Origin of the sequence: Streptomyces endophyticus (genome assembly GCF_035798155.1) — a bacterium.
GTDB classification, from domain to species: Bacteria; Actinomycetota; Actinomycetes; order Streptomycetales; family Streptomycetaceae; genus Streptomyces; species Streptomyces endophyticus.
On sequence record NZ_JAOZYC010000151.1, the window covers coordinates 48,279 to 67,645 of the forward strand.

Sequence of the window (19,367 nt, forward strand, 5' to 3'; positions counted from 1 at the left end):
CCGGGGGCGCGAGAGTGCGGCACTCCGGCTCCCGGCTCCCGGCTCCCGCGGAGTCGGGAGCCGGATTCAAAATCGGAGTCGCTACTCTCCGAACCCCAAGTCCTCGGTTTCCTCCCCCTCTTCCTCCAACGCCTGCCGCACCACTCGCAGCGCCATGCCCTCCGGATACCCCTTGCGGGCGAGCATCCCCGCGAGGCGGCGCAGCCTCTTGTCGCGGTCGAGACCTCGCGTGGAACGGAGCTTGCGCGCGACGAGTTCGCGCGCGGTCTCCTCCTCCCGCTCGGAGTCGAGCTGCCCGACCGCCTCGTCGATCACCGTCGAGTCCACGCCCTTGGTTCGCAGCTCACGGGCGAGCGCCCGGCGGGCGAGCCCCCGGCCGTGGTGCCGCGACTCCACCCACGCGTCCGCGAAGGCGCTGTCGTTGATCAGCCCCACCTCTTCGAACCGGGTGAGCACCTCGTCCGCCACGTCATCGGGGATCTCGCGCTTGCGCAGCGCGTCGGCCAGCTGCTTGCGCGTGCGCGGAGTCCCGGTGAGCAGACGCAGACAGATGTTCCGCGCCCGCTCAGCCGGGTCTCCTGACGGCGCCCCCCGCTCGGCCCTCGACGAGTCAGGGGGGCCGTCGTCCTGTGCGGCGCCGGGCGGATCCCCGAATCCACCCCGGCGCCGACGCCCACGCGGTCCGGCCCCGCCCCGGTCGCGTCCACCACGGCGCGGCCTGTCCGCCGCGCCGCTCCCCGCTTCGACGTCGTCCCCGGCCTCGCCGTACGCCATGTCGTCATACGCCCCGCCGCCCCCGCTCCCCCTGCCCTCGGGAACGGCGGAGCGTACGTCGTCATCGGCCCAGTCGGTTCGTCGTGTCACGGCGGATTAGCTCTTGGCCGCCGCGGCCTTGGACTTGGCCGCCTTGGGCGCGGGCACCGTCTTGGCCGCGTCCTCGGCAGGAGCGGCCTCTGCCGCCGCCGCGTCCGTGCCCGCAGCCGGCTCGCTGCTCGGCTCCTCCGGGCGGACACCGACGCCCAGCTTCTCCTTGATCTTCTTCTCGATCTCGTTGGCCAGGTCGGGGTTGTCCTTCAGGAAGTTGCGCGCGTTCTCCTTGCCCTGGCCGAGCTGGTCGCCCTCGTACGTGTACCAGGCACCGGCCTTGCGGACGAAGCCGTGATCCACGCCCATGTCGATCAGGCCGCCCTCGCGGGAGATGCCGTGCCCGTAGAGGATGTCGAACTCGGCCTGCTTGAAGGGCGGCGCGACCTTGTTCTTGACGACCTTGCAGCGGGTGCGGTTGCCGACCGCGTCCGTGCCGTCCTTCAGGGTCTCGATACGGCGGATGTCGATACGCACCGAGGCGTAGAACTTCAGCGCGCGACCACCGGTCGTGGTCTCGGGCGAGCCGAACATGACGCCGATCTTCTCGCGCAGCTGGTTGATGAAGATCGCGGTGGTCTTGGACTGGTTGAGCGCACTGGTGATCTTCCGCAGCGCCTGGCTCATCAGGCGGGCCTGCAGACCCACGTGCGAGTCACCCATCTCGCCCTCGATCTCCGCGCGCGGCACGAGCGCGGCGACGGAGTCGATGACGATCAGGTCGAGGGCGCCGGAGCGGACCAGCATGTCGACGATCTCGAGAGCCTGCTCGCCGTTGTCCGGCTGGGACAGGATCAGGTTGTCGATGTCGACGCCGAGCTTCTTCGCGTACTCGGGGTCGAGCGCGTGCTCTGCGTCGATAAAGGCCACCTGGCCGCCGGCCTTCTGCGCGTTGGCCACGGCGTGCAGGGTCAGAGTCGTCTTACCGGAGGCCTCCGGGCCGTACACCTCCACCACGCGGCCACGCGGAATGCCACCGACGCCGAGCGCGACGTCGAGCGCGGTCGACCCGGTGGGGATGACCTCGATGGGCTCATTCGGCCGCTCGCCCATGCGCATCACTGCGCCCTTGCCGAATTGCCGTTCAATCTGTGCGAGCGCGGCGTCGAGCGCCTTCTCGCGGTCGGTTCCTGCCATGGGTTCCACCCGGTTTGCTTGAGTCGATCGCTTCACGCCAAAGACGCTAACGCCTGCCACTGACAATCGGCCTCGACGCCTGTCTCGCCTGTGGATAACTCGAGGCTCCTCGCCCGGCCACCTTCCCCGAATCCCTTGGAAACACTGGGAAAAGTAGCTCTGGACACTCCATAAGAATGGATGTTCGATTTTGGTGTCAAGCGCACCACGCGGGTCGGTGCGCCTCGGCTACCGTGGCTCCGCATGACCCACACAGCGATCGAGATCACCGCAGAACTGGTCCAGGAACTGCTCCACGAACAGCACCCCGACCTGGCCGATCGCCCCGTGAGGCTCGGCGCCCGCGGGTGGGACAACCAGCTGTGGCGGATCGGCGAGGACCTCGCTGTCCGGTTGCCCTGGGCCACCGGGTCCGCGGACGCGCTGCTGCGCAAGGAGCACGCCTGGCTCCCCGCTCTCGCCCCGTGTCTCCCCCTGCCCATTCCCGTCCCCCAGCGCCTCGGTGAGCCCTCCGAGCGGTTTCCCCACCCCTGGATCGTCACCACCTGGGTACCGGGATCGCCTGCCGACCGGGCCCCCGCCACCGCCGCCGGGTCGGCCGACACACTGGCCGCCTTCCTGTCGGCTCTTCACCAGCCGGCCCCCGAGGGGGCGCCGACCGGCCGCAACCGTGGGGGTCCGCTGGCCGAGCATGCCGAAGAGGTCACCCAGCAACTCGCCGAGGCCACCGGGCACGGCCTGATCCCCGATCCGGACGCCGTCCTCGCGGTCTGGGAGGACGCCGCCGGTGCGCCTGAGTGGTCGGGCCCGCCGCTGTGGCTCCACGCCGACCTGCATCCGGCCAACCTCCTCACCGCGGACGGCACGTTCTGCGGCGTGATCGACTTCGGTGACCTCTGCGTGGGCGATCCGGCCTGGGACCTCGCCGCCGCCTGGTTGCTGCTGCCGGACGGCGCCATCGAGCGCTTCCACAGCGCCTACCGGCCGGCCCCCGATGCCGCCACCCTGCGCCGCGCCCGCGGCTGGGCCGTCATGAAGGCCCTGGTCTGCATCCTCATCGGGCACGCCGGCGACCAGGACCGCCCCGGCGGCAAACCCTCCTGGGGACCGCCCGGACATGCCTCGCTGCGCCGCCTTGTCGCATCGGCCGCCCACTGACACACGCGTACTCCCCGCGTCGTACGGCGAGTGTCTTCAGCCGGACGACGACCACGAGGACACATGTGACGAGTCTTGTCACATGGCCACCCACGCGAACCGAGCTCCCACCCTCCGCCCCGCTGAGCGCCTTTGCTACGCGACCGGCGCGGCCCTGGTCGCGTCCGGCCTCGTGCACCTCGTCGTCTTCGGAGTCGACGGCGGCCCCTGGAGCGGGCCGGTCTCCTGGCGCAAGCCCATCACCTTCGGGCTCTCCTTCGGCCTGACACTCATGGCCATCACCTGGGTGACCTCGTACCTCAAGGTCGGCGCCCGGCTGCGCGGCACCCTGCTCGCGGTGTTCGCCGCGGACTGTGTCCTGGAGGTCGCCGGAATCACCCTTCAGGCGTGGCGCAAAGTGCCGTCGCACCTCGACATGGAGACCGCCTTCGACAGTGTCGTCTCCATGTCCCTCGCGGTGGGCGGCGGCATCCTGGTGGCACTCCTGACGTCCTTCGCCGTCGTGTCCTTCAGGAACCGGCCGGGCGGCCCTACAGGGATGCCCCTCGCCGTGCGCACCGGGTTCGCCGTCCTTCTGGTGGCCCTCGCGTCCGGCGCGGCGATGATCGCGCGCGGTGTCGTCCTGACGCGGACCGGGCACCAGGAGGCGGCCTACCACTCGACGGCCGCTCTCAAGCCGCTGCACGGTGTCAGCCTGCACGCGGTGCTGGTGCTTCCGGCCCTGGCCTGGCTCATGTCCCGCACGACCTGGAGCGACCGCCTCAAACTGCGCGTCATGTACGTTGCGGCCGGCTGCTACGCGGCCGCTGTTCTCGCGTCCGCGCTCTGGGCAGCCGTCACGTACTGAGGGGAGCTACTGGTCCTTGGGACCCGGCTCCTTCACCACGCGTCGCATCCGCACCCAGAGAGACGCCCCTCGCCTGCGGTGCCCGTGCACGCGCGGGTCGTCGGTGACGTCGTAGCGCTTCACGTACGCCCCCAGGAACGCCTGCAGCGTCGCGACGGCCGGGATCGAGATCAGGGCACCGACGGCCCCCAGGAGCGCGGTGCCCGCGATGACCGAGCCGAAGGCGACCGCCGGGTGGATGTCCACCGTCTTCGCGGTCAGCTTCGGCTGCAGCACGTAGTTCTCGAACTGCTGGTACACGACTACGAAGATGAGCACCCACAGCGCGTACCAGGGATCCACGGTGAAGGCGATCAGCATCGGCAGGGCGCCCGCCAGGTACGTGCCGATGGTCGGGATGAACTGCGAGACGAGTCCCACCCACACCGCGAGCACGGGCGCGTACGGGACGCCGAGCGCCGCGAGCAGGACGTAGTGCGCGACCCCTGAGATCAGCGCCATAAGGCCACGCGAGTAGAGATACCCACCGGTCTTGTCGACGGCGATCTCCCAGGCGCGCAGCACCTCGGTCTGCTTGGCGGGCGGCAGGACCGAGCACAGCGCACGCCGCAGGCGCGGGCCGTCGGCCGCGAAGTAGAACGAGAACAGCAGAACCGTCAGAAGCTGGAACAGCCCGCCGAGCACCTGCGTGGAGACATCCAGGACGCCGGTGGCACTGTTCTGGACGTACTTCTGGAGCCAGTCCGAGTGCAGCAGGCTGTCCTGTACCTCGACCCTGTTGAGATCCGTGTGGAACGTGTCGTTGACCCACCTGATGAGCTGGTCGAGGTACATCGGGAAGTCGTCGAACATGTCCACGATCTGGCCCGCGAGCATCGACCCCATGAGCACGACGAAGCCCGCGCTCACGATCGCCACGGCCAGAAACACCAGGAAGGTGGCGAAGCCCCGGCGCAGCCCCCGCGCAGCCATCCTGCTGACCGCGGGCTCCACGGCGAGCGCCAGGAAGAACGCGATCAATACGTTGGTCAGCAGCCCGATCAGCTGGTGGAAGGCCCAATAGCCCAGCTGGAAGCAGGCGATGAGGGCCAGGGCGAGCACCATGGCGCGCGGCAGCCAGCGCGGCATCCCCGCGCGCGGGGTCGGCGCAGGGCCCGGCGGCCGCTCGGGCGGCTTGGTGCCGGGCGGCGCGGCGTCGTCCGCCACCTGGAAGGTTTCGTCTGTCGGTGCCACGCTGCCAGTCTCGCCCACGCCGCCGACAATCGTCGGCCGCCCCCGTTCCGTCACTCTTCAGCGCTTCTCGTCCGGTACGTCCATCGCTGTGCACACGACACGCCAGACGTCCTTGGCCTCCCAGCCCACGTCGAGCGCCTGGTGGACCGTTCGCCCGCCGAGCCCCGCCATCACATGATCACGCGCGAATGTGTCGGCGTAACCGGATCCGAAGTGATCCGTCATTCGCTGCCAGAAGACCGTCAACCGCATGCGTCCAGTATCCCGCCCCTGAGAGTGCAGCCGTGCTCGGGAGGCTTGTCGAGAACGCTTTCCGTCCTACGGTCGGTGCATGGCCGAAACCGGAGCTTCCCCACTCCCCCCGTCGCCCCCGGCACGCTCCCCGCTCTCCCGTGCCGAGACATTCATCTGGCTGACCGCACGCATCCTTGAGCAGCGCCGCTTCGCCTATCACTTCCTGGATGGCTCCCCCACGGCGGCCGACGCCGTCGAGACGGCGCTGAGCGCGTACCGCAACGAGGACGAGGGCTACGGGCACGCCCTCGAACCGGACCTGCGAGGTCCGGTCAGCCAGCCCCTGCACACCGGGCACGCGCTGCGCGTCCTCGACTCGATCGGGCGGTGCTCGGGTCAGCGCGTGGAGCGCGTGTGCCGCTACCTGACAGCCGTCTCCACCCCGGAAGGCGCGCTTCCGGCGGTGCATCCCAGCCAACGCGGCTATCCCTGCGCCCCGTTCATCCCGATCGTGGACGACCCGCCGAGCGAGTTGCTCGCCACCGGGCCCGTCGTCGGCCTGCTGCACCGCAACGAGGTGTGGCACGCCTGGCTGTTCCGGGCGACCGACTTCTGCTGGTCGGCCATCGAGTCCCTGAAGACGTCCCACCCGTACGAGGTCCAGGCCGCGGTCGCCTTCCTGGACAGCGCACCCGACCGCCCGCGCGCGCGGGTCGCCGCCGACCGGCTCGGCCGCCTCGTGCGCGAGCAGCGGCTCGCGGTGCTCGATCCGGAGCGCAGGGAGGACTACCCGGTCGCGCCCGGCTACGCGCCGGACGAGCACCATTTCCCGTACGACTTCGCCAAGGCGCCCGAGTCGCTGGCCCGCTCCTGGTTCACCGACGAGGAGATGGCCCGTTCGCTCGACCACCTGGTGAGCGAACAGCAGGAGGACGGTGGTTGGCCGATCAATTGGCGACAGTGGGCGTCGACGATCTCCATGGAGGCACGCCCCATGGTGACCATCGACGCACTGCGCACACTGCGCGCTTACGGACGTCCTTTGTAGTGCCACCGTTGCCGTCTGTAGTGCCACCGTTGTCGTCGCACGGCCCTCTGTAGTGCCGCGTTCCCCTCAGCGATCCGCGTCGCGCAGGAGCAGCGCCGCGATGGCCAGAGCCGTGCCGCGCGGTGAGGGCAGTTCGATGCCGGTCCACTCGGCGATCTTCGCCAGCCGGTTGTCGACCGTGTTCGGGTGCAGGCCGAGTGCTTCGGCGGTCGCCCTGCGGTCCTGTTGGTGGGTCAGATGCGTGCGGAGTGTCTCCAGGAGCTCCGGCCGCTCGGCGACGGGGTCGAGGAGGGCGGCGATGAGGTGGCTGCTCTCGTTGCGCCGGGAGAGGTGGTACTCGAGCAGGACGTCGTCAAGGCGGTGCAGGCCCGGTGGCAGGCCGCACGCGCGCGTGATGCGCAGGACCTCGGTCGCGGTGCGGGCCGCGTCGGGTATGAGCTCGGGGCCGTCCGCCCGCACCGCGGCCACCCGTACGGGCAGGCCGCTCGCCCGGCTCAGGTGGTGCGGCAGGTCGTCGGGCGGAGGGCAGTCCTTCGGGACGACGACCCGTCCCCCGTCGCCGTCCAGGAGGGTGAGCACCTCCGCACCGAAGGTGCGGTCCAGGACGCTCTGCAGCCGGCGCAGCCTGCGGCGCACCGCGACGGGCCCCTCCGAGGGAGCCGCGTCCGTACCGAGTGCGAGCACGTGGGCGGGCCCCGTAAGCCGGAGCTGGTCGAGGAGCACGTGCCCGGGCGGGACCATCCCGTCGAGCAGCCCGCGCACCAACGACCGCTGCTGCGCGTGCTGTTCGGCCTCAAGGGCGGACCGTTCGTCCAGGTAGGTCTCGGCGACCGATCCGACGACTCCGGGCTGGGCCCGCAGCAGGAGGTCGACGAGTTCGACGAGGGCCGCCTCGTCGCCGGGCTCCGCCGCTTCGCGCAGCGCCCGCCACAGGACGTAGGAGCCGAGCGCGTGTGTGCGCAGCAGGAGGTGCAGCGGCATGCCCTCCTCGGCGCGCTGAGCGGCCCTCTCGCGGAACAGCCGGTGACTTCCGGGCTGCTGCGCGTCCGGGTCGCCGACGTGGCGCAGGAACAGCCGTACGCCGTACCGCGCGGTCGCCGCGACCTCCAGGTCCTTCACGTCGTCCGGCAGTTCCGCGTAGCCGGGGAGTTCCTCGAAGGCCTCCCTGGCCATGCGCCGCGCCAGTTCGTTGACGCGCGGCTCGCAACGCGCGGCGAGAGAACGCGCTTCCGGGGACAACGTCACGGGGCCTCCCGACATCGGCTACAGGGCGCCCCATTGTGACGCGTCACAGCACAAGGACAACCGGGATGTGACGCCAAGCGCTGTTCCGGGCCTCCCTGTGCGCCTTGACTCGGGGAACGCCGAGGAATCACCCCTACCCGGAGGAACCGCGCCCATGACCGAGCACAAGACCGCACCGGAGACAGCCTCGCGGAAGCTGGTGGACTACGCCGCCTACGCGGACCGGGTCTGGCAGGGGTCGGAGACGCTGCTCCCGCACTTCTCGGGCGCCTACACGGGGGACGAACTGGTGCGGCTGAGCCCCCGTGTGGGCTTCTTCCCCGCCTTCGCCAACGTGGCCGTCTTCGACACCGGTGACGGTGCGGTGCTCGTCGATTCGGGCGACTTCCGTACGGCGGAACGACTGCACACGGCGGTCAAGGGGTTCGGAGCGGGCCAGGTGCGCTCCGTGGTGTACACGCACGGGCACGTGGATCACGTCTTCGGAGTGTTCCCCTTCGACCAGGAGGCGGAGAACACCGGCACCGCACGCCCCGAGGTGGTGGCGCACGAGGCCGTGTCCGCCCGCTTCGACCGCTACATCCGGACGGCCGGCTACAACTCGTGGATCAACCGTCGGCAGTTCGGCGTGCCCTCCCTGGAGTGGCCCACCACGTACCGCTACCCGGACACCGTCTACCGGGACCGGCTGACGTTCCGCCGCGGCGAGCTGACCTTCGAGCTCGTCCACGCGCGCGGGGAGACCGACGACCACACCTACGTATGGGTGCCGGAACTCAAGGCCCTGTGCACGGGCGACCTGTTCATCTGGAACACGCCGAACGCCGGCAACCCGCAGAAGGTGCAGCGCTACCCCGAGGACTGGGCGCGGGCCCTGCGCTCCATGCAGGAGCTGGGCGCGGAGCTGCTGCTGCCGGGGCACGGCGTGCCCATCATGGGCGTCGAACGCGTGAACCGCGCCCTGGATGACACCGCGCGCTTCCTGGAGTCGCTCTGCGAGCAGACACGGGAGCTGATGAACGCGGGTCACCGGCTCGACACCGTCATCCACGAGGTAAAGGTCCCCGAAGAGCTCCTGTCCCGCCCGTACCTCCACCCCGCCTATGACGAGCCGGAGTTCGTCGTCCGGAACCTGTGGCGCCTGTGGGGCGGCTGGTACGACCAGAACCCGGCCCACCTCAAGCCCGCCCCGGAGGCGGCCGTCGCGGCCGAGTACGCGCGCGCGGCGGGCGGCGCCGCGGCACTGGCCGAGCGGGCACGGGAACTGCTCGCGGCGGGCGACGCACGGCTGGCCTCACATCTGGTGGAGACGGCGGCCCTGGCGGCTCCCACGGATACCGAAGTGGCACGCGCGCGTGCCGAGGTGTACGCGCAGCGGGCGGGCAAGGAGACCTCGACCATGTCGCGCGGGGTCTTCGCCTGGGCCGCCGCCGAGTCCGCCGCGGTGGCCGAAGGCACGGATGTGGCCACGGAGTTGACGCGCTCTCCCGAAGGCCGCAAGCGGGCCGGGGGCGCGATCAGCGTCGGCGTGGTCGACGACGAGGACGGATGCTGCTGATGCGCGGGGCATGGCGCACCACATGGCTGCTGCTCGCCTTCATGGTGGTGAACTTCGCGGACAAGGCGGTCCTGGGGCTCGCGGGTCCCGAGATCCGGGCGGACTTCGGCATCAGCCGCCAGGAGTTCGGCACCGCGCAGTCGGCGTTCTTCGCGCTGTTCTCGGTCGCGGCCCTCGGCGTCTCGGCCCTCACGAAGCGGGTACGCACGACGCCGTTGCTCCTGGGGCTCGCCCTGCTGTGGTCGGCGGCGCAGCTGCCGATGCTGTGGGGCGCGGCAGGCTTCGGCGCGCTGGTCGTCACGCGCGTCCTGCTGGGCGCCGCCGAGGGGCCGGCGTCGCCGGTCGCGATGCATCACGTGCACGGCTGGTTTCCGCAGCGCGAGCGGGCGCTGCCGACCGCGCTGCTGCTCGTCGGCGCCGCGGCCGGGGTCGCGGTGGCCGCGCCCGCGCTGAGCTGGGTGATCACCCACTGGGGCTGGCGCTGGTCGTTCGGCGCGGTGGGCCTGGTCGGCCTCGTCTGGGCGGCTCTGTGGCTCCTGTGGGGCAAGGAGGGCCCCCTGGCCCCGAGCGTCGGCAAGGAGGCGGGGAAGACGCCACAGGACAGCCTCACGGTGCCGCTGCGCCGTGTCCTGTTGTCGCCCACGTTCCTGACCGCGGCCTTCGGGTCGTTCGCGGCGTACTGGTCGATGAGTGCGACGCTCACCTGGGCGCCGGACTACATGGAGAACGTCATGGGCTGGGATCTGCACCAGGCGAGCACCATGGTCGGCGCGGGGGCCGTCGCCCACGGTGCCGTCCTCCTGGTGCACGGCTTTCTGGCGCGACGCTCGGCCCTGAAGGGCACGCCGCCCCGCCTCCCGGTAGGCGCGGGTGCGGGCCTCCTTGTCGCGCTCTCGGGCTGCGCGACCGCGCTGTTCGGCCTGTCCGAATCGCAAGCCGTGAAGGTACCGATGATGCTGGGGCCGATGGCGCTCGCCATGGTGATGCTCACGGTCGCGGTGACGGCCTGCTCCCGTATCGCACCTCCGGCCCAACGGGGCACGGTTCTGGGCGTCTTGACGTGTGTGTACGCCCTCGGAGGCATCGTCTCGCCGCTCGTCCTGGGGCGCTTGGTGGACGGCGCGGCCACCGTGTCGGCGGGCTATGAGCACGGTTGGCTGCTGACCGCGGCTCTCCAGGTGGCGGGCGGTGTCCTCGCGGCCGTCTTCTGCCGCCCTGAGCGCACGGCGGGGCAGCTCGGCGTCCCGGAGACCCCGGCCGCCCTTCCCGCGCACCAGGTCACCCCGTAAGCGCCCGCACTCCCGCGGTGACCACCACGGCCACCGCGACCACGACCAGGAACGGCGCCCGCAGAACGAGCGCGACGGCGGCCGCGGCGAGCCCGGCCGCCCTTGCGTCGAGGACCAGCGCGCGCCCGTCCGCGAATGTCTGCTGGGCCGTGAGGGCGGCCAGCAGGGCGACCGGGAGCAGCGCCGAGAGGCGCTTCACCACGGGTCGTTCCAGGGCGCCCGCGGGCACCAGCAGACCGATCAGTTTCACGGAGTAGCAGCCGACCGCGGTGACCGCGATGGCGATCCAGACGTTCACCGGTCTTCTCCTTGTGGTGCGTTGGGCGCCGTGCCGCGGCGGCGCCCCTCTACGTAGAGTGCGGCCGGGGCCGCGAGGGCGGCCACGAGCACCGGCACCCCTGCCGGCAGCACGGGAAGCAGGCCGAGGCCCAGCAGCACGGCGAGGCCCGCGACGGTCCGCTCCGTAGTGGACTTCAGCATCGGCGCGAGCAGCGCCAGGAACACCGCGGGCCCGGCCGCGTCGAGCCCCCAGGCGTCGGTGTCACCGATGGCCGAGGCACCCAGGGCGCCGAGCAGCGTGGTGAGGTTCCACAGCACGTACAGGGTCAGTCCGGTGACGGTGAAACCGAGCCGCACGCTGCGCCGCGTCGGCTGCGCCAGCGCGACGGCCGATGTCTCGTCGATGACCCAGTGCGCGGCGAACGGCCGCACCGCGCGTGGGAGTGCGAGCAGTTGGGACAGGCGCAGTCCGTAGAACGCGTTGCGCACGCCCAGGAAGAACGCTCCCGCGGCGGCGGTGAGCGGGTTGCCGCCGGCCGCGAGCGCCCCGACGAGCGCGAACTGCGACGCCCCCGTGAAGACAAGGAGGCTGAGCGCGCAGGTCTGCAGCACGCTGAGCCCGCTCCCCGCCGAGGTCACTCCGAAGGCGAATCCGGAAAGGCCTACTGCGACGCCGACACCGAGCGCGTCCCGGACGACGGCGGAGTCCGGCTTGCCTACCGCGCCGGCCTGCCCGGTCTCGGACTCGGACTCGGACTCGGACTCGGACTCGGACTCGAGCAACGGCTCGGTCGACCACCCGGGCTCGGGAGGGTCGGCCTCTGCTCTACGTATGTCTGTGGATGTTGGATTGTCTGCCACGCCTCGCACGGTACGAGGAGGGACGGGTCCTGTTCTTGTACGTTCTTGCGCTCGCGCTGGTAGGCGCCCGGCGGCACCCCGACGATCCGGGTGAAGTGCCGGTTCAGGTGCGGCTGGTCGGTGAAGCCGAGGGCCACGGCGGCATCAGCGGGCGCCGTCCCCGCCTCCAGGAGCCGCCGTGCCTCACGCACCCGCGCGTTGGTGAGCCAGGTGTGCGGTGGCATCCCGTACGCGTCGCGAAAGGCCCGCAGCAGCGCGAAGGGACCGGTGCCGAGCTCGGCCGCGAGGGCTTCCAGGGACGGCGGGTCCGTCAGACGCTCCTCGAGGACTTCGCGCGCACGGTCCGCGGCCGTGGCCCCCGCGGACCGCCGGGGCCGCGCCGCGAGGGAGGACCCGTGGGCCCGCAGCAGCCGGGCGAGCACGAGCCTGAGGAGGCTGTCGGCGGCCAGCGCGTTGCCCTGCTCCGCGGCCCGGTGCACCTCGTTGATCATCTGTGAGGCCTGCGGATCGTCGACGATCGGTTCACCGAAGACCGCGGTTCCGCGCACCGTGCCGGTCTCCGCGGCGATCTCGGCGACGACTTCCGCCGACGGATAGAGCGTGGCGTACGCCCAGCCGTCCGGCCCAGCAGCCCGCGCCGTGTGTGCCACTTCGGGATTGAGCATGACGACGCTGCCAGGACCCGCGTGCAACGTCCCGTCGGGCAGGCCGACCGCCTCGACGCCACGCGTGACCGCGCCGAACACGAAGCCGTCGTGGCTGTGCCGCGGGAAGGTATGCCGGACGTAATTGGCCCGCAGCAGGTCGAGGCCCGGCAGCCGCTCGTACCGCCAGTGCCGCGCCCATTCGCCCGTCCCCGCTGTCCGTGCCATATCCCCATTCTGCGTCAGGCCACCCGCGACGAACCACCCGTTTCCGCAGGTCACCGCCATTGTCAGTGGTGGGGTGCAGGATGGGGGCATGGTCAGGTCCAGGCAAGGGGCCCACAGCGCCTCGCAGGCCCTCAGTGGCTTCTCCCCCGCGACCCGCGGTTGGTTCACGGGGGCCTTCTCCGCGCCCACAGCCGCGCAGGCGGGTGCGTGGAAGGCGATCGGCGAGGGCTCGGACGTCCTGGTCGTCGCGCCCACGGGCTCGGGCAAGACGCTCGCCGCGTTCCTCGCGGCGCTCGACCAGCTCGCGTCGACACCCCCTCCGGCCGACCCGAAGAAGCGCTGCCGGGTCCTGTACGTGTCCCCGATGAAGGCCCTCGCGGTGGACGTGGAGCGCAATCTGCGCAGCCCGCTCACCGGCATCCGCCAGGAGGCCGTCCGCCTGGGTCTGCCCGAGCCCGAGGTGAAGGTCGGCATCCGCTCGGGCGACACCCCGCCCGCCGAGCGCCGCGCGCTCGCCACGCGCCCGCCGGACATCCTCATCACGACCCCCGAGTCGCTGTTCCTGATGCTGACGTCGGCCACGCGCGACGCGCTGACGGGCATCGACACGGTGATCCTCGACGAGGTGCACGCGGTGGCGGGCACCAAGCGCGGCGCCCATCTGGCCCTCTCCCTGGAGCGGCTCGACGAACTGCTGCCCCGCCCGGCCCGCCGCATCGGCCTGTCCGCGACGGTCCGGCCGGTCGACGAGGTGGCGCGCTATCTCTCGCCGCAGCGCCGGGTGGAGGTCGTCCAGCCGCCGTCCGGCAAGGAGTTCGACCTGTCGGTGGTCGTCCCCGTGGAGGATCTCGGCGAGCTCGGAGGCTCCCCGGTGGCCGATTCCGACCAGGGAGCCGAGCGCCCCTCGATCTGGCCTTCCGTGGAGGAGCGGATCGCGGACCTGATCGAGGCCCATCGCTCGACGATCGTGTTCGCCAACTCCCGCCGTCTGGCCGAGCGATTGTGCAACCGCCTCAATGAGATCGCCTACGAGCGCGCCACTGGCGAGCCCCTTCCCGAGGACCACTCCCCGGCCGAGTTGATGGCGGAATCGGGCGCCGCGAAGGGTGCTCCGCCGATCATCGCGCGCGCCCACCACGGCTCGGTCTCCAAGGAGCAGCGCGCGCTGGTCGAGGAGGACCTGAAGGCAGGTCGGCTGCCCGCCGTGGTCGCCACGTCGAGCCTGGAGCTGGGCATCGACATGGGCGCGGTCGACCTCGTCGTCCAGGTGGAGTCGCCTCCGTCCGTCGCCTCGGGGCTGCAGCGCGTGGGCCGTGCGGGCCACCAGGTGGGCGCGGTTTCCACGGGTGTCGTGTTCCCGAAGTACCGCGGTGACCTGGTGCAGTCGGCGGTCGTGACCGAGCGGATGCGTTCAGGCGCCATCGAATCCCTGCGCCTCCCGGCGAACCCGCTGGATGTGCTCGCCCAGCAGTTGGTCGCGATGACGGCCCTGGACACCTGGCAGGTCGACGACCTGCTGGCGCTGGTCCGCCGCGCCGCCCCGTTCGCCTCGCTGCCCGAGTCCGCGTTCACGGGCGTGCTCGACATGCTGGCGGGCCGCTACCCCTCCGACGCCTTCGCCGAGCTGCGGCCGCGCGTCGTCTGGGACCGCGTCGCCGGCACCGTCACGGGCCGTCCCGGAGCGCAGCGCCTCGCCGTCACCTCCGGAGGCACGATCCCCGACCGCGGCCTCTTCGGAGTCTTCCTCGCGGGAGCCGACCCCAAGAAGGGCGGCGGCCGCGTCGGAGAGCTCGACGAGGAGATGGTCTACGAGTCCCGGGTCGGGGACGTGTTCACACTCGGCACCAGCTCCTGGCGCATCGAGGACATCACGCGCGACCGCGTCCTCGTCTCGCCCGCCCCCGGAGTCCCCGGCCGCCTCCCCTTCTGGAAGGGCGACCAGCTGGGCCGCCCGCTCGAGCTGGGCCGTGCGCTGGGCGCGTTCCTGCGCGAGGTCGGCTCCCAGAAGCCCGACGACGCGCGCGTGCGCCTCACCGCGGCGGGGCTCGACGAGTGGGCCGCGAACAACGTCCTCTCGTATCTCGCCGAGCAGCGCGAGGCCTGCGGCCACATCCCCGACGACCGCACGATCGTGGTCGAGCGGTTCCGGGACGAGCTGGGCGACTGGCGCGTCGTCGTCCACTCCCCGTTCGGCGCCCAGGTGCACGCTCCGTGGGCGCTCGCCCTCGGCGCCCGGCTCAGCGAGAAGTACGGCATGGACGCCCAGGTGATGCACGCCGACGACGGCATCGTGCTGCGCCTGCCGGACGCCGACCTGATGGGCCTGGACCTCCTCGACCAGGAACCCGCCAAGCCGGGCATGGAGTACGACGACGAGCAGGCCCCCATCGGAGCCGCCGACGTCGCCTTCGACAAGGGTGACGTGGACCAGATCGTCACCGACCAGGTGGGCGGCTCCGCCCTGTTCGCCTCGCGCTTTCGCGAGTGCGCCGCCCGCGCGCTGCTGCTGCCCCGCCGCAGCCCCGGCAAGCGCACCCCTCTGTGGCAGCAGCGCCAGCGCGCGTCCCAACTGCTCCAGGTCGCGAGCGAGTTCGGCTCGTTCCCCATCGTCCTGGAAGCGGTCCGCGAGTGCCTCCAGGACGTCTTCGACGTACCGGGCCTCGCCGAGCTGATGGGCGACATCGAGTCCCGCAAGGTCCGCCTCGTCGAGGTCACCACCCCGGAGGCCTCCCCCTTCGCCCGCTCGCTGCTGTTCGGTTACGTGGCGCAGTTCCTGTACGAGGGCGACTCCCCGCTGGCCGAGCGCCGCGCGGCCGCACTGTCGCTGGACTCCCGCCTGCTCGCCGAGCTCCTCGGCCAGGCCGAGCTGCGCGAGCTGCTCGACGCGGAGGTCCTTGCCGACCTGGAGCAGGAGCTGCAGTGGCGCACGGAGGACCGTCGCGTCAAGGACGAAGAAGGCGTCGCGGACCTGCTGCGCATCCTCGGACCGCTCACGGACGAGGAGTTGGCCGAGCGGGGCGCCGCGCCCGGCTGGGCCGAGAGCCTGGCGGGCGCCCGGCGCGCCATCCGCGTGCGGATCGCGGGCACCGAGCACTGGGCGGCGATCGAGGACGCGGGCCGCCTGCGCGACGCCCTGGGCACGGCGCTTCCGGTCGGCGTCCCGGAAGCCTTCACGGAGCCGGTCAAGGACCCGCTCGGCGACCTCCTGGCCCGATACGCCCGCACACACGGCCCGTTCACCTCCGTGCAGGCGGCGGCCCGCTTCGGCCTCGGCGCCGCGGTCACGGAGGGCGCGCTCCAGCGCCTGGCCGCCAATGGCCGAGTCGTCCAGGGCGAGTTCCACCCGGCGGGCATCGGCCAGGAGTGGTGCGACGCCACGGTCCTGCGCAGGCTGCGCCGCCGCTCGCTGGCCGCGCTGCGCCATGAGTTGGAGCCGGTGCCGCCCGCGGCGCTCGCCCAGTTCCTGCCCCAGTGGCAGCACGTGGGCGGGCACGGCCTGCGCGGGGTCGACGGCCTGGTCCGGGCGGTCGAACAGCTCCAGGGCGCCTCGGTACCCGCCTCCGCCCTGGAGAAGCTCGTCCTGCCCTCGCGCGTCTCCGGCTACGCGCCCGCGCTCCTCGACGAACTCACGGCATCAGGCGAGGTCTTGTGGGCCGGCGCGGGATCGCTGCCCGGCAAGGACGGCTGGGTGAGCCTCTACCTCGCCGACACGGCCCCGCTGCTCCTCCCGCCCCCGCACCCCTTGGAGCTCACCCCACTCCACCAGTCGGTCCTGGACGCACTCTCCGGCGGCTACGGCCTGTTCTTCCGCCAGATCGCCGACCAGGTCCGCGCCGCCCCCCTCCCCCAGGGTCTCGAGAGCCGGCGGGGCGCCCCCTTCGAGTTCACCGATCCCCAACTGGCCGACGCGCTCTGGGAGCTGGCCTGGTCGGGCCGCCTCACGAACGACACGCTGGCCCCGATGCGCGCCGTCCTCGGCTCCGGCCGCACCGCGGGCTCCACCGCGCACCGGGCCCGCAGAGCCGTACCGCGCGGCCGCTACGGAGGCCTCACCGCGGGGGCCCGCCCCACGTCACGCACCGGTCCGCCCACGGTCGCGGGACGCTGGTCGCTGCTGCCCTGCCAGGAACCCGACCCGACCGTGCGCGCCCACACCCTGGCCCGCACCCTCCTCGACCGGCACGGAGTCGTCACCCGGGGAGCGGTGGCCGCCGAAGGTGTCGAGGGCGGGTTCTCGGCGACGTACCGGGTCCTGGCCGTCTTCGAGGAGAGCGGCCAGGCACGGCGTGGCTACGTGGTGGAGGGGCTCGGCGCGGCCCAGTTCGCGGTGGACGGCGCCGTGGACCGCCTGCGCGCGGCGGCGAACGCGCAGGAGCGCGGCGCCGCACCCCCGGACCCGTACGCCCCGATCGACGCCCCCACCGGCAAGAGCAGAACCGCCGCGCCCCGCGCCCTCGTCCTGGCAGCGGCCGACCCGGCCAACGCGTACGGGGCCGCTCTGCCCTGGCCCGATCCCCCCACCGGCGCGGGCCAGAAGCCCGGGCACAAGCCGGGCCGCAAGGCGGGCTCCCTGGTGGTCCTGGTCGACGGCGAGCTGACGCTCTACATGGAGCGCGGCGGCAAGACCCTCCTGGCCTGGTCCGCGTCCGACCCGGCCCAGGCCACCCCGGCCCATGCCACCCCCGCTTCCGAAGCGGCCGGCACCGCGGCCGGAGCGCGCACCCCGGCCCCTGCCCTCACCCCCGCCCAGCTCGCTGAGGACCCCCGCGTGCCCGCCGCCGCGCAGGCGCTCGCCGAGGCGGCCCGCTCCGGCGCCCTCGGCACCATCACGGTCGAGCGCGTCAACGCGGAGCCGGCGCTCACCTCCCCGTACGCCCCTCTCCTGGAAGGAGCCGGATTCCACGCGACGCCGCGCGGCCTGCGCCTGCGCGCGTGAGGCTGCCCGCCCCCTCGCGTCGCGGCCCCGCCACATCGCGGCCCGTCCTACCCTGGACGCCATGCCCGAAGGAGACACGGTCGCTCAGGCGGCGAAGCGGCTGCACAGCGCCCTGGCGGGCCAGGTACTCACCCGCTCCGACCTGCGTGTCCCCCGGTACGCCACGGCAGACCTCACCGGGCGCGCGGTCGTGGACGTCACCCCGCGCGGCAAGCATCTGCTGACCCGGATCGAGGGCGGCCTCACCCTGCACTCACACCTGCGGATGGACGGCTCGTGGAAGGTCTACGCGCCAGGCGAGCGCTGGCGCGGCGGTCCGTCCCACCAGATCCGCGCGATCCTCGGCACCGAGACCCGCACCGCGGTCGGCTACCGGCTGCCGGTCCTGGAACTGCTGCGCACCACTGAGGAGTTCAAGGCCGTCGGCCACCTGGGGCCGGACCTCCTCGGCCCGGACTGGGACCCGGACACCGCGCGGCGCAACGTCCTCGGCGAGCCCGCCCGTCCCCTCGGCGAGGCCCTCCTCGACCAGCGCAACCTTGCGGGCATCGGAAACATCTACAAGTCCGAGCTCTGCTTCCTCCTACGCGTCACCCCGTGGCTGCCCGTCGGCGAGCTGCCCGCCGAGGCCGCCGACCGTCTCCCGCTCCTCGCGAAGAAGCTGCTCGAGGCCAACCGCGACCGCCCGGCCCGCGTCACCACCGGCCGCCCCCGCCCCGACGAACGCCTCTACGTCTACGGCCGCTCCCACCGCCCCTGCCTGCGCTGCCGCACCCCCATCCGCACGGCCGACCAGGGCGACGGCTCCCGCGAACGCCCCACGTACTGGTGCCCACACTGCCAACAGGGCCCGGCTCCCACGGCGTAGCCGACCCCACACATCACCCCCGCACGGCCGCAGAACACAACCACCGCACGACAATTGACGCCCCGTCAGACAACCTCGTACGGTCCCTGCATGCCCCTCACTGCGTACGACCTCACCGGACGCACCGCATTCGTCACCGGCGCGGCGAGCGGCATCGGCCGCGCGTCGGCGACGCTCCTCGCGCAGGCGGGAGCCACCGTCCACTGCGCGGACCGCGACGCACAGGGCCTGCACGAGACGGCGGCCCTCATCAAGGAGAGCGGCGGAACGGCCCACACCCACACCGTCGACGTGGCCGATCACGCGCAGATCGCGGAAGCCGTCGCGAGCGCGGCCACCACCTCCGGCGGCCTCGACATCATGGCCGCCATCGCCGGAGTCATGCACAACAGCACGGTCCTGGAGACCCGCGAAGAGGACCTGGACCGCGTCCTCTCCATCAACTTCAAGGGCGTCCTGTACGCGTGCCAGGAGGCGGCCCGCACCATGATCGCGGCCGGCACCCGCGGCAGCATCGTCACCATGGCCTCCGGCGCGGTCGACACCGGCGGCCCGGGGCTGCTCTGCTACGGCGCGGCCAAGGCCGCCGTCGTCCAGCTCACGAAGACGCTCGCCACGGAGATCGGCTCGCACGGCATCCGCGTCAACGCGGTGGCACCGGGGTGGATCCGTACGCCGATGACGACCCGCCACGACGAGAGCGCGCAGGCCCACACCGAGGCCCTGATGGTGCGCATGTCGCCGCTCGGCCGGGTCGGCGAGGCGGCGGACATCGCGCACGCGGTACTGCATCTCGCCTCGGACGCCGCCTCGTTCACGACGGGCCAGATCCTCCGCCCGAACGGGGGCGTCGCCATGCCCTGGTGACCCGCCACAGCCCACCGGCGGCCTCGCGCCCGGCGCGCACGGCTCGTTTCCGCACACGCCGCGCGCCGTGC

General features: G+C 72.2%; 16 protein-coding genes. 8 read left to right on the forward strand and 8 right to left on the reverse strand.

Annotation, left to right across the window (positions count from 1 at the left end):
- Positions 1–81 precede the first annotated feature (81 nt).
- The gene (gene recX / locus OKJ99_RS30550; protein WP_326021171.1) at positions 82–864 is read right to left on the reverse strand and encodes a recombination regulator RecX; all 783 of its coding nucleotides are present in this window, start codon (positions 862–864) and stop codon (positions 82–84) included.
- A gap of 6 nt (positions 865–870) precedes the next feature.
- Positions 871–2,001, reverse strand: a complete 1,131-nt coding sequence (gene recA, locus OKJ99_RS30555; RefSeq protein WP_326021172.1) for a recombinase RecA — start codon at positions 1,999–2,001, stop codon at positions 871–873.
- A 243-nt stretch (positions 2,002–2,244) separates the two neighbouring features.
- Here recA and OKJ99_RS30560 point away from each other — a divergent pair, with 243 nt between their 5' ends.
- Both OKJ99_RS30560 and OKJ99_RS30565 read left to right on the forward strand, forming a co-directional pair.
- The gene (locus OKJ99_RS30560) at positions 2,245–3,159 is read left to right on the forward strand and encodes an aminoglycoside phosphotransferase family protein (protein WP_326021173.1); all 915 of its coding nucleotides are present in this window, start codon (positions 2,245–2,247) and stop codon (positions 3,157–3,159) included.
- A gap of 82 nt (positions 3,160–3,241) precedes the next feature.
- Positions 3,242–4,006: a hypothetical protein gene (locus OKJ99_RS30565; protein ID WP_326021174.1), complete on the forward strand. Its 765-nt coding sequence runs from the start codon at positions 3,242–3,244 to the stop codon at positions 4,004–4,006.
- Positions 4,007–4,012: 6 nt separating this feature from the next.
- Here the strand turns inward: OKJ99_RS30565 and OKJ99_RS30570 are convergent, their stop codons facing one another.
- Positions 4,013–5,239, reverse strand: coding sequence for an AI-2E family transporter (locus OKJ99_RS30570; protein ID WP_326021175.1), 1,227 nt, complete (start codon positions 5,237–5,239; stop codon positions 4,013–4,015).
- A 57-nt stretch (positions 5,240–5,296) separates the two neighbouring features.
- The gene (locus tag OKJ99_RS30575; RefSeq protein ID WP_326021176.1) at positions 5,297–5,491 is read right to left on the reverse strand and encodes a DUF3046 domain-containing protein; all 195 of its coding nucleotides are present in this window, start codon (positions 5,489–5,491) and stop codon (positions 5,297–5,299) included.
- 79 nt (positions 5,492–5,570) lie between these two features.
- Between OKJ99_RS30575 and OKJ99_RS30580 the strand changes: the two genes are divergently transcribed.
- Positions 5,571–6,521: a hypothetical protein gene (locus tag OKJ99_RS30580; protein WP_326021177.1), complete on the forward strand. Its 951-nt coding sequence runs from the start codon at positions 5,571–5,573 to the stop codon at positions 6,519–6,521.
- 66 nt (positions 6,522–6,587) lie between these two features.
- Here OKJ99_RS30580 and OKJ99_RS30585 read toward each other — a convergent pair whose 3' ends face one another.
- A complete protein-coding gene (locus OKJ99_RS30585) occupies positions 6,588–7,766 on the reverse strand; it encodes a PucR family transcriptional regulator (protein ID WP_326021178.1) in 1,179 nt (392 codons plus the stop codon).
- Positions 7,767–7,920: 154 nt separating this feature from the next.
- Here OKJ99_RS30585 and OKJ99_RS30590 point away from each other — a divergent pair, with 154 nt between their 5' ends.
- Positions 7,921–9,324: an alkyl sulfatase dimerization domain-containing protein gene (locus OKJ99_RS30590; RefSeq protein WP_326021179.1), complete on the forward strand. Its 1,404-nt coding sequence runs from the start codon at positions 7,921–7,923 to the stop codon at positions 9,322–9,324.
- Positions 9,315–10,613 (forward strand): MFS transporter, encoded by a 1,299-nt coding sequence (locus tag OKJ99_RS30595; RefSeq protein WP_326021180.1) that lies wholly within the window; start codon positions 9,315–9,317, stop codon positions 10,611–10,613. The genes OKJ99_RS30590 and OKJ99_RS30595 overlap by 10 nt, the downstream gene beginning before the upstream one ends.
- On the opposite strand, the gene OKJ99_RS30600 is transcribed toward OKJ99_RS30595, so the two are convergent.
- From OKJ99_RS30600 to OKJ99_RS30610, 3 genes are read right to left on the reverse strand one after another with little or no spacing between them, the layout of a single operon-like run.
- Positions 10,603–10,911 (reverse strand): AzlD domain-containing protein, encoded by a 309-nt coding sequence (locus OKJ99_RS30600; RefSeq protein ID WP_326021181.1) that lies wholly within the window; start codon positions 10,909–10,911, stop codon positions 10,603–10,605. The genes OKJ99_RS30595 and OKJ99_RS30600 overlap by 11 nt on opposite strands.
- Positions 10,908–11,675 carry an AzlC family ABC transporter permease gene (locus tag OKJ99_RS30605; RefSeq protein ID WP_326021182.1) on the reverse strand — a complete coding sequence of 256 codons (768 nt, stop codon included), beginning with the start codon at positions 11,673–11,675 and terminating at the stop codon, positions 10,908–10,910. The genes OKJ99_RS30600 and OKJ99_RS30605 overlap by 4 nt, the downstream gene beginning before the upstream one ends.
- Complete coding sequence (locus OKJ99_RS30610; protein ID WP_326021183.1) at positions 11,609–12,625, reverse strand: AraC family transcriptional regulator; 1,017 nt, start codon at positions 12,623–12,625, stop codon at positions 11,609–11,611. Before OKJ99_RS30610 ends, OKJ99_RS30605 begins: the two co-directional genes overlap by 67 nt.
- 88 nt (positions 12,626–12,713) lie before the next feature.
- On the opposite strand from OKJ99_RS30610, the gene OKJ99_RS30615 reads away from it, so the two are divergent.
- The 3 genes from OKJ99_RS30615 (at position 12,714) to OKJ99_RS30625 (ending at position 19,296) form a co-directional block, all read left to right on the forward strand.
- Entirely contained in the window at positions 12,714–17,561 is a 4,848-nt protein-coding gene (locus OKJ99_RS30615) for an ATP-dependent helicase (protein ID WP_326021184.1), read from the forward strand.
- 61 nt (positions 17,562–17,622) lie between these two features.
- A complete protein-coding gene (locus OKJ99_RS30620) occupies positions 17,623–18,429 on the forward strand; it encodes an Fpg/Nei family DNA glycosylase (RefSeq protein WP_326021185.1) in 807 nt (268 codons plus the stop codon).
- A 90-nt stretch (positions 18,430–18,519) separates the two neighbouring features.
- The gene (locus OKJ99_RS30625) at positions 18,520–19,296 is read left to right on the forward strand and encodes an SDR family NAD(P)-dependent oxidoreductase (RefSeq protein WP_326021186.1); all 777 of its coding nucleotides are present in this window, start codon (positions 18,520–18,522) and stop codon (positions 19,294–19,296) included.
- Positions 19,297–19,367 lie beyond the last annotated feature (71 nt).

Coding starts and splice junctions, on each gene's coding strand:
- OKJ99_RS30615 (WP_326021184.1), top strand. CDS start 12,714: ATGGTCAGGTCCAGGCAAGGGGCCCACAGCGCCTCGCAGGCCCTCAGT.
- OKJ99_RS30580 (WP_326021177.1), top strand. CDS start 5,571: ATGGCCGAAACCGGAGCTTCCCCACTCCCCCCGTCGCCCCCGGCACGC.
- recA (WP_326021172.1), bottom strand. CDS start 2,001: ATGGCAGGAACCGACCGCGAGAAGGCGCTCGACGCCGCGCTCGCACAG.
- OKJ99_RS30590 (WP_326021179.1), top strand. CDS start 7,921: ATGACCGAGCACAAGACCGCACCGGAGACAGCCTCGCGGAAGCTGGTG.
- OKJ99_RS30610 (WP_326021183.1), bottom strand. CDS start 12,625: ATGGCACGGACAGCGGGGACGGGCGAATGGGCGCGGCACTGGCGGTAC.
- OKJ99_RS30595 (WP_326021180.1), top strand. CDS start 9,315: ATGCTGCTGATGCGCGGGGCATGGCGCACCACATGGCTGCTGCTCGCC.
- OKJ99_RS30620 (WP_326021185.1), top strand. CDS start 17,623: ATGCCCGAAGGAGACACGGTCGCTCAGGCGGCGAAGCGGCTGCACAGC.
- OKJ99_RS30565 (WP_326021174.1), top strand. CDS start 3,242: ATGGCCACCCACGCGAACCGAGCTCCCACCCTCCGCCCCGCTGAGCGC.
- OKJ99_RS30560 (WP_326021173.1), top strand. CDS start 2,245: ATGACCCACACAGCGATCGAGATCACCGCAGAACTGGTCCAGGAACTG.
- OKJ99_RS30575 (WP_326021176.1), bottom strand. CDS start 5,491: ATGCGGTTGACGGTCTTCTGGCAGCGAATGACGGATCACTTCGGATCC.
- OKJ99_RS30625 (WP_326021186.1), top strand. CDS start 18,520: ATGCCCCTCACTGCGTACGACCTCACCGGACGCACCGCATTCGTCACC.